The 8,420-nt window shown below is 47.7% G+C and carries 7 protein-coding genes and 2 pseudogenes; 4 read left to right on the plus strand and 5 right to left on the minus strand.

Features of this window, described 5'->3' with window-relative positions; all coding sequences use genetic code 11:
• The 3 genes and pseudogenes from PPL9_RS33810 to PPL9_RS26985 form a co-directional block, all read right to left on the minus strand.
• Nucleotides 1–366: pseudogene (locus PPL9_RS33810) on the minus strand (hypothetical protein); the annotation flags it as partial.
• A 724-nt stretch (nt 367–1,090) separates the two neighbouring features.
• Nucleotides 1,091–2,923 carry a M10 family metallopeptidase C-terminal domain-containing protein gene (locus PPL9_RS26980; RefSeq protein ID WP_057465625.1) on the minus strand — a complete coding sequence of 611 codons (1,833 nt, stop codon included), beginning with the start codon at nt 2,921–2,923 and terminating at the stop codon, nt 1,091–1,093.
• 202 nt (nt 2,924–3,125) lie between these two features.
• On the minus strand, nt 3,126–4,175 hold the full coding sequence (locus PPL9_RS26985; RefSeq protein ID WP_082597132.1) for an SDR family NAD(P)-dependent oxidoreductase: 1,050 nt from the start codon (nt 4,173–4,175) through the stop codon (nt 3,126–3,128).
• A 34-nt stretch (nt 4,176–4,209) separates the two neighbouring features.
• Between PPL9_RS26985 and PPL9_RS26990 the strand changes: the two genes are divergently transcribed.
• The 4 genes and pseudogenes from PPL9_RS26990 to PPL9_RS27010 all read left to right on the plus strand — a co-directional run bounded on the left by PPL9_RS26990 (nt 4,210) and on the right by PPL9_RS27010 (nt 7,640).
• A complete protein-coding gene (locus PPL9_RS26990) occupies nt 4,210–4,797 on the plus strand; it encodes a TetR/AcrR family transcriptional regulator (RefSeq protein ID WP_057465627.1) in 588 nt (195 codons plus the stop codon).
• A gap of 438 nt (nt 4,798–5,235) precedes the next feature.
• Nucleotides 5,236–5,616: a VOC family protein gene (locus tag PPL9_RS26995; RefSeq protein ID WP_152986843.1), complete on the plus strand. Its 381-nt coding sequence runs from the start codon at nt 5,236–5,238 to the stop codon at nt 5,614–5,616.
• 151 nt (nt 5,617–5,767) lie between these two features.
• Nucleotides 5,768–6,505: pseudogene (locus PPL9_RS27000) on the plus strand (IS6 family transposase).
• A 742-nt stretch (nt 6,506–7,247) separates the two neighbouring features.
• Nucleotides 7,248–7,640: a DUF302 domain-containing protein gene (locus PPL9_RS27010; RefSeq protein ID WP_057465630.1), complete on the plus strand. Its 393-nt coding sequence runs from the start codon at nt 7,248–7,250 to the stop codon at nt 7,638–7,640.
• A gap of 137 nt (nt 7,641–7,777) precedes the next feature.
• Here PPL9_RS27010 and PPL9_RS27015 read toward each other — a convergent pair whose 3' ends face one another.
• Entirely contained in the window at nt 7,778–8,029 is a 252-nt protein-coding gene (locus PPL9_RS27015; RefSeq protein ID WP_057465631.1) for a hypothetical protein, read from the minus strand.
• Between the two features lie 10 nt (nt 8,030–8,039).
• Nucleotides 8,040–8,249, minus strand: coding sequence for a hypothetical protein (locus PPL9_RS27020; RefSeq protein ID WP_057465632.1), 210 nt, complete (start codon nt 8,247–8,249; stop codon nt 8,040–8,042).
• Between the last annotated feature and the right edge of the window lie 171 nt (nt 8,250–8,420).

An 8,420-nucleotide genomic window follows, 5' to 3' on the forward strand; every position in this document is an offset into this window, starting at 1 on the left:
GCTCGGTGCAACATACCCAACAACTGGAACCGACGATGCCAGAATGGCATGGACGATGGTGCGCATTGCAGTGTCTAGACCGCCAGGGGTGTTCAAAGTGAGAATGACAAGCGTGGCTCCATCTTCCTGGGCGGATTGGAGGCCACGTGTCACATAGTCAGCAGTGGCCGGCCCTATAGCGCCTTCAATACGGATAAGTGGGGCGGTCCGATCCGTTTGGGCGTTACAGTAGCTCGTAGCAAAAAGCGCAAAAATGAAGAAGCTACCGATTAGAATTGCCAGAAATACGACACATTGAATACAGGCAAATCCTAGACCTTTAAGATTTGCAATCTGCCATTCCGTTCCTGTTGCCGCCAATCGCATTTTAAGGTGCGTTCTGTTTTTAGTTGGTTACAGATGGATCACTTCACTAACTACATAAGGGAATGTGATGACTAACGTAATCAAGTAAGAATTGCTGTTATAAGTCACAGCCAATTATCGGTATCTATACTGACACAAGCCGCGTGTAATGGGGACTTTGGTGAATAAGACAGTTTCTAAGAGCTTAAGGCACCTCCAAGCTGCTTGCATTTAAAAAGAAAATTACTTGTTCGCGAGTCTGCTTGTTTGAGAGCGTTCGATGAAGGTGACCAAAATCTTGCATTAATAATGGGTGGACTGTCAAAAATTACATGCGACATTTCAATCATTGCTACGAATGAGTTCGGTGAAATCTCAGAACCTTATGGTCATCATAGAGGGGCATCCAGCACCATGCCTCAAAACACAATCCTATATCTTGTGAGCTAATTTTGACTGCAGCAAAGATGCTACGATCCCGCGCAAGTTTAATGACTGACGCAATGCAGCAGGATTTTGAACAGGCTACCGGGCCCTGGCATTTGGAGTGGGCGGCTTTACTTAAATGCTTTGCGTTAACCTCGGAAGCTCTCGTACAGTCAGCTGTTTTCTCTCTTCATCTGCTCAAAAAATAGCGAAGAAATGACAGTAGTTCCTCGGATGTTGTCGCACTCTATGCATAACAGCCTGACGTTGAACTGTGCTCCAAGAGAATTGTAAGAAGAACAAGCGCTTGGAGCACACTTTATTTACGCGACATAAAGTCATCAGCGCTGATTAGATCGGCACCGATATCGGACAACACGATGGAACCACCTTGGTAGGAAATGAGCGCGCCATCCTCCGAAGCCAAAATAGTGAGTTCTTCAAGACTGGTGACGCTATTCTTAATAAACCTGATGACATCTAGCCCGCTCGAAAAGTCGGTAATCCTGTCATCTCCAGAGTTAGCCGCAAAGATGAAAGTATCTTTGCCTTTGCCACCGGAAAGTATGTCATCACCGATGCCTCCTGTTAGGAGGTCACTCCCCTTTCCACCATCAAGCTCGTCATTGCCTATGCCGCCATCTAAACGATCGTTTCCATTGCCTCCAAGCAGGTTATCATCGCCTTTCCCACCGTAGAGCCTATCGTTGCCCACTCCTCCATCCAGAGTATCGCGACCATCTTCGCCGTAAAGCCTGTCCTTGCCTTTGCCACCTTTGAGCTGATCTATCCCGCTGCCGCCATAGAGCCAGTCATTGCCACGCCCGCCATCCAGCAAATCGTGACCTCCATTTGCAAAAAGCTTGTTGTGAGCGTCGTTGCCAATCAGTTCGTCATCCCCAGAACCGGTATATGCATTTTCAATCACGGTTCCACGCATAATGGCAAGATTGCCCTTCAAGCCCTGAACATCTGAATAGGTTTCCTCGACAAGAGAAATCCGCTGATCACTAATCACAGAGCTGAAGTTGATGCTATCGTTGCCACCATCATCCAGAATGGTGAAGGTCACCGGAACCATGCCAGCGATATCATCGTAATATCCTCCAGCATTGGAGTTTTCGCCGTAGATGGTGTCGTCAGTACGCAAGTTACCTGCCGTTCCATAAAGATCTTGCATAGCAAGAATGTCGGCGATCATAGGCGTGACCACATACGCATAACTGGCATCGATGTTCGTGTTTCCCTGCTGACTAAAATATGACATGACTGTCGCTTGCCAGGAATCATTGGAGTAATGATTGTCTACGCCGAATGTAGCATCTCCGTTGTAATGGCCGGCATGTCCCAGCCCCAGCGCATGTCCGATTTCGTGAATATATGTCTGATAGGAATACGAGTTTAAGTCCGCTCCATATCGATCAACCCAGTCCGCGCTAACATTGACGAATGATCGCTCAATTTCACCATAAAAGGTGTTGGAGCTTGCATAAGCTCCGCCATAATTGTCGTCGAAGTTTATCTTTGCATAGGTATCTGTAAATTCGAAATTGATGCCAGTCATCATTGACCATGCGTCAAGAGCATTCTTTGCCAGGTATTGGCCGGTATCTGTCAAACCAGAAATATTGACCGAGATCGCCTCTCCAGGTTCCACATCAAATGCCCGGCGATATCCCCAATATGCATCAGTCAACTGATGTGCAATCTGGTCATTTGAAAAAGCGTCTGGATCTACCGGAACTTCAGTAGAGCCAGCTTCCTCGGTTATACTAAGCTGATAGTCTCCAAAAGAATTTCCCTCTGCACCAATGGTAGCCAAAACATAATAGGTGCCGCGTTCCTCAGGTGTGAAAGTGACTTCGGATTTACTACCATTCCCATTTTCAGTATCCGACGCGACAGGCCTGGAGTTGGGATCGAACAAGACCAAACTTGTGTCCGATGGCCCATTGGCCCCCTCACTGTCCATGGAGATCGTGTACTCAACCCCCGCCTCAAGGACAATCGCAACAAAATCTGAATCTCCGCCTCTTTTCAAAGACCCATAGAAAGTATCCTTCGGGGTGAGAGTGTACGGAGTATCAAAGTGGGCAGGAGCATCTCCCTTTTCCACTAATATAGATTTATTGGAGTTATAGTTGGTCGACATGCGAATCTATTCCGATAATTGAAATTATCGAATTACGATATACACTATTTACATACTATCAATATTCATATGCACATCTTGCACAAGTGATTTATTTTGATTTATACTATAATTTTACTAATTATCACGGAATTCTCAGCATACGTTGCTGCATTATAACAAAATTAATATCTACACCTACTTCACTGCAGAGATTGACGGATCATTTGCAGGCTTCTGATAAAGATGCTCTCCATCTAGCCGTTGAAGCATCACTTATCTGCATAAGCTTTGTTCTGATACTTGTGTCTTTCGCTTCCGGATTGGGCTCAGAAATCTTGTCTTCATCGGTATAGGTGCCAGTTACACTGCTGTATCGCGACGAAATAGCGAGCCTTACTATGCGATCAGCTCCTACTTCCGGTGGAGAGGCAAAAATGCGCATGATGAGCCGAAAAATACCTGGAATGCCTTTTAGATCCCGCAGCAAGTTGGAACGAATGAAGCCGGGATTAAGCGCGTTTACAGTGACTCCTGAGCTTTCTAATTGCTCAGCCAGCTCAACTGTAAACGCATTGAGCGCGAGCTTTGCCTGAGCATAGGGTTTTAGCGCATCAAAGCCGTGTTTCGTTTGGAGATCTTCAAAATTAATATGGCCTAGTGCTTCCGTTTCGGAGGAAACATTCACAATTCTTGACGGCGCAGAGGTTTTGAGACGCTCTAGCAAAAGGTTCGTAAGCAAAAAGGGGCCAATATAATTAATCGCCCACATCTTCTCCAACCCATCTGCTGTGATGGTGCGTTTTGGGACTTGAGCACCTGCGCAATTGACTAGGACGTCTATGCGCTTGTGAGTGGCTATGATGCGTTCAGCACAACAGCGAATGCTCTCCATTGATGCCAGATCACAGGATAGAAACTGCGCAAACCCTCCATCAACGGCATTTAGCTCGCGTGCAACTGCCATCCCTTTTTCTTCATTGCGACCTAAGATGATCAGGTTTGCCCCGAGCTTATGCAGTGTACTAACAGCGGCTCGCCCCATACCATCAGTTCCACCCGTAAACACAATTGTCTTACCTGATATGTGCTTGTCTTCTTCAGGGATTGCATAGACGGGATTTGGTTTCCTTCGTTGTGGTGTGAAAGTGTTGAGCACCATACTCGCTTGCTTGATAATTGAAGCATTTTTAGAACTCATGGCCACCCCCATTCGGAAATATCTAATTCCGGAATTGTTAATTACCGAATAAGCGATATAGAAGTTTGACATGGAAATCAACCTTTGCAGTAATTAGGAAGTCTTCATGAATAAGAGATCAGGCCAGCGAGCTGAGCTTACCCGCGGTCGTAAGCGGGATCGTAACAGGACCGACGCTATTCTTGCTGCAACGGCTGAGTTAATTATCGAACATGGGTTTGATAAACTTCGAGTTCAGGATGTGGCAGAAAAAGCCGGAAGTGGGCTCGGTACGATTTACCGAAGGTGGGAAACAAAAGAAGCCTTAGTAACTGACGCTATTCGCGCTTTTCCTGACCCTCCACTTCCCTCCAGCGATGACGCCGCAGCGGATTTGGCATCTGTTATTCGGGAGAAAACTGAGTTTTATGCTTCAAAACCAGATTTACTTCCCGGAGTAATCTCAGCATTGAGAGAAGATAAGGGTATTGCTGACGCTATTCGTGATCGATATGACGATAAACCACTTCGACAGCTTTTTGCCAGGCTATTGGGTTCTGATCATCCGCAATTAGATCTACTAGCAGAGCTCGTACCAGCAATACTTCTCAACCGAACAGTTTTCCATAACCGCCCAGTTCAATCGGACAACTTTGCCGATGAGATCCTGGCACTTGTCAAAGCTTTATCGAGTGTTCGAGTTGAGAGCCCCTGATGTTATGAATGAACGCATGCGAGGTTATAAGGGCACATTAATTACCGGCCGCGAGAGGCTGAGCGAATGTCCCATGTGAGTGGCTTCTGCCTTGCGAGGCATATTGATCTGATTTGAGCAATCATCATATGCGGTCATCTGTCCGGCGTGTTTAGACGGCAAACATGACTGTTGGTCTTGATGGTTACCGCCTACCAAGTCGCAAACCGGTAAACGGACGACGACGTATCCCAGACATTTCATAGATGTCTGGGTTAATCTTTTCGGTTGGCCGTGCAACAAAGCCCTAACTACATAAGTTGATGAGCCAAGCAAGCTCTTCGTGCACACTCGGCGTTTCAGCTTACACTTGTTTAAATTATCGCCAATTTAGAAAGCTAACTCATATTGTAGTTTGATAAGAAGGTCGTTGTGGATGCAGACGCAAAGGATCTGAATATGACGCTACTGCTCATGCAACATTTCGCGCTGCCGATCCCACCCGATGGCGTTGAAGATGCAAGGCGGTTTTATGGCACCTTACTAGGTTTTAAAGAAATAGAGCGCCCTCAAGAAGCGAGTAGCCATGCCGGTTGCTGGTTCTCATCAGGTTCGGTCAATTTGCATTTGCTCGGCAGTGAACCATTTGCGCCAGTAACGGTTGGCCACCCAGGACTTGTTGTCGATGATCTGGCAGCTTTGGCGAAGAAGCTACGGGCAGCGTCTGTCACGGTAACGGATGACACAATCCTCTTCGGCCACTACCGCAAGAAGGTCCATGACCCATTTGGAAACATGATCGAACTGCTGGAGCCGGTTGATGGCGGCCATAGTTTGTAGTTCCAAACCCAACAAAGACGCTTAACCTGAAGAACACTCAAAAGTGCAAGGCCGTTAGTTGGTGAGCTTGATGAATGCCGAAGCTTACCCTTCAGATTCATGCCAGGCACTGCCAACTTTTTGCTTCTACTGCCTCGGGTAGTTGATAACTATACTCGATTTTGACACTTTTCCTCGTCTCAAAGGCTATCGTTTCCCACGCAGTATCATTCGCTAAGCAGTTTGGGTCTATCATCGATTCGCCATAAGTCAGCGCGATGTTGAAGATCTTCTGTCGGCGCGGGGAATAGTGCTTAGCTCTGAGACTATTTGGAACTGAGTGCACAAGTTTGAGCACATCTTTGCCGGAAAAATCCAGTAGGACCGGACAACAGCCAATGCTAGTTGCAACTTGATGAAGGTGTCGTCAAGCTCAACGGTGTTACCTATTGGCTGTGGCGGGCTGTAGATGGGAATGGCGATACTCTTGATATCCTTTCGCAAGCGTCTCGTGACAAAAAGTCAGCCAAGCCCTTCTTTTATAAGTTTTCAGGCGTTGGAGCATGCCGCACATTCTGATGAAGGACAAGCTTGACTCCTACGGAGCAACCAGACAAGAGATCACACTAGGTCTTGAGCAACCGCTAGCACAAAGGCTTGAACAACCGGGCAGAGGCTCCCTATCGTCGTCCGCGATGATGGGAAAAAATCATGGGCCACTTTAAGTCTGCGCAGCAAGCACAGAGATTTCTATCCACGCACACCAGGTTGCCGCTATTTTCCGTCCGAAACCCTACCGCCTTTCAGCCAACTCGTACCGCATGTACGTGCTGATGCATTCAGTCTATGGAACGATGCAGAATTACGCCCACAAACAGAGCCGCATGAAGCCTCCTCAAGGCCAAGCTAAGCAAACTAACAAAGCCGTTAACAACAATTAGCGATGATGACCGTTCTCAGCATAAGCTGGTCGAAGCAGCCGGAAGAAGAGAATTATACATTCCCTAGCTGTTGGAATCTAAACAAACAGTGGCTCACAACTTTATTGCATTTTATGAAGCCTTTGGAGTTTGTCCCGGTTACATCATCTCCAGCGAAACAGTATTGCCTGAGATCGAGGAGACTGCCGAGATCTTGTCACCCCTCAACACCGATAACAGGGTTATCTTGCTCAGAGAGGCGAAAGGCTTTGCAAAAACTAAACTAAATCGAACTAAAGAGACCTCATTTTCTTCCTCCATCCTGAACCTCGAGACACCAACTTATAGTTGAAACTTAACTCTAGCTGGGAATGCTTCAGACTCGTGCGAATGTCCGCAAATGGTCATATGTGCCATGCCAAATGCGCAGAAGCTGTAAGCTTCGATCACACTGTTACTCGGCTAACCTTCAGTCCGCAGTTGCAGCACGCTCCATCCCACACCCATCAGTCCATCAGACACGATCATGTGAAAATAATTTATATGTAGCTGGAATATTTCCATAGTTAAATAATCAAACTCCGGTAGGGGAAGGGCTTGGTTATCTAAGTCGGGCTTCTGGCGTATTTAGCTACATGTTCCCCGGAGCCGGATTAATTTCACAAGAAGGATAGTGATTTGCGTAGTTTGTTTCTGGCTTCAGCGCTAATACTTGGGAGTTTGTATCCCGTCATGGCTCAAGATATTATCAAGGTCGATACCAATAAAGCAGTGCAGGAGACTATGGATGCGCTGGAGACTACCGCAAGGAAGGCAGGGGCAACAATATTTGCTCGTGTTGACCATGCTGCGGGAGCTGAAAAGGTTGGTATGTCCATTCCGGCGAACCAGTTGCTGATTTTCGGTAATCCGGTTCTTGGTACCCCTGCGATGGAGATCGACCCGCGGGCAGGCTTGTACCTGCCACTTAAAGTTCAGGTCTATGAGGATTCCGAGGGTCAGGTCTGGTTGGCTTATGAAGATCCGAAGGAAACAATGAAGGATCTGGATGATGTCGATAAATCTCCGGTAATCGAAAAAATGCGCGGTGTTTTGGCGAAGCTGACCTCCAAGGCTGCCATGTAGTCGAATTCGATACCAGATCAAGAGTTTCAGTCTGCTCAGGGTCTTTAAAAGGGCTCTGGGCTTTCTCAATTGGGTGGTAGCTTCTCTTAGAGGCGAGCGCCTGCTGTAGCCACCATATCTCTCTCTACCTCTCCCAGCTAGTCATTCTTCGCAATCCGTAACGCCAATGCCAGGTCGTCCTCGCGTTGCTGGAACTCTTCGATCTCGTGTTTCAGGCGTTGGAAGATCGGGAGGTACTTTGTGTTGCCTGCTGCGATGAGGGTGGCAATGACTTTCTGGGCGTTGAGGAGGCGTTCGAGCGTTATCTCCTGCTCCTTGTCAGAGCGCGGCAGGAGGTTGGCGACCGGGAATGGTTGAGGTGCTTTCTTGCGGCGTGGGGCGAGGTCCACTTTAGCCTCCTTACCTGGTTTCGAATGCGGCAAGATGAGCGGCGATGAAATCCGCAGGGACGCTGTGTTTTGCCTCAATCACTGTTTGGTCAAGCGCAGGGGCGAGGAAGAGCAGAGTGGCGGCAAAGCTTGCCAGAACGACCAGCTTCATGGCCTCGCTGACGAGGAACAGGGGCACGTTGCAGTGATCACTAAAGACTTCATTCTCAATGCTGGTCATGGGACTGTTCCTTAGGGTGGAAACTCGAACTGATGATCGTGAGGGACAAGCGGCGCTGCTATGTGCGGCCCATCTGCTTCAGCAGTTTTGTTAGGGAGATTTGTGCATCCACGAAATTTTCGCGCAGTGAATAGATGCGGTTTGCGATGGCGGCTTTCTTGTCGGGGGAGA

This window comes from Pseudovibrio sp. POLY-S9, from assembly GCF_001431305.1.
In the GTDB taxonomy this organism is placed as follows: Bacteria; Pseudomonadota; Alphaproteobacteria; order Rhizobiales; family Stappiaceae; genus Pseudovibrio.

What these genes read in the sequence shown, in the direction of transcription:
- PPL9_RS26980 (WP_057465625.1), bottom strand. Translation starts at nt 2,923, where the DNA reads ATGTCGACCAACTATAACTCCAATAAATCTATATTAGTGGAAAAGGGA.
- PPL9_RS26985 (WP_082597132.1), bottom strand. Translation starts at nt 4,175, where the DNA reads ATGTCAAACTTCTATATCGCTTATTCGGTAATTAACAATTCCGGAATT.
- PPL9_RS26990 (WP_057465627.1), top strand. Translation starts at nt 4,210, where the DNA reads ATGAATAAGAGATCAGGCCAGCGAGCTGAGCTTACCCGCGGTCGTAAG.
- PPL9_RS26995 (WP_152986843.1), top strand. Translation starts at nt 5,236, where the DNA reads ATGACGCTACTGCTCATGCAACATTTCGCGCTGCCGATCCCACCCGAT.
- PPL9_RS27010 (WP_057465630.1), top strand. Translation starts at nt 7,248, where the DNA reads ATGGCTCAAGATATTATCAAGGTCGATACCAATAAAGCAGTGCAGGAG.
- PPL9_RS27020 (WP_057465632.1), bottom strand. Translation starts at nt 8,249, where the DNA reads ATGACCAGCATTGAGAATGAAGTCTTTAGTGATCACTGCAACGTGCCC.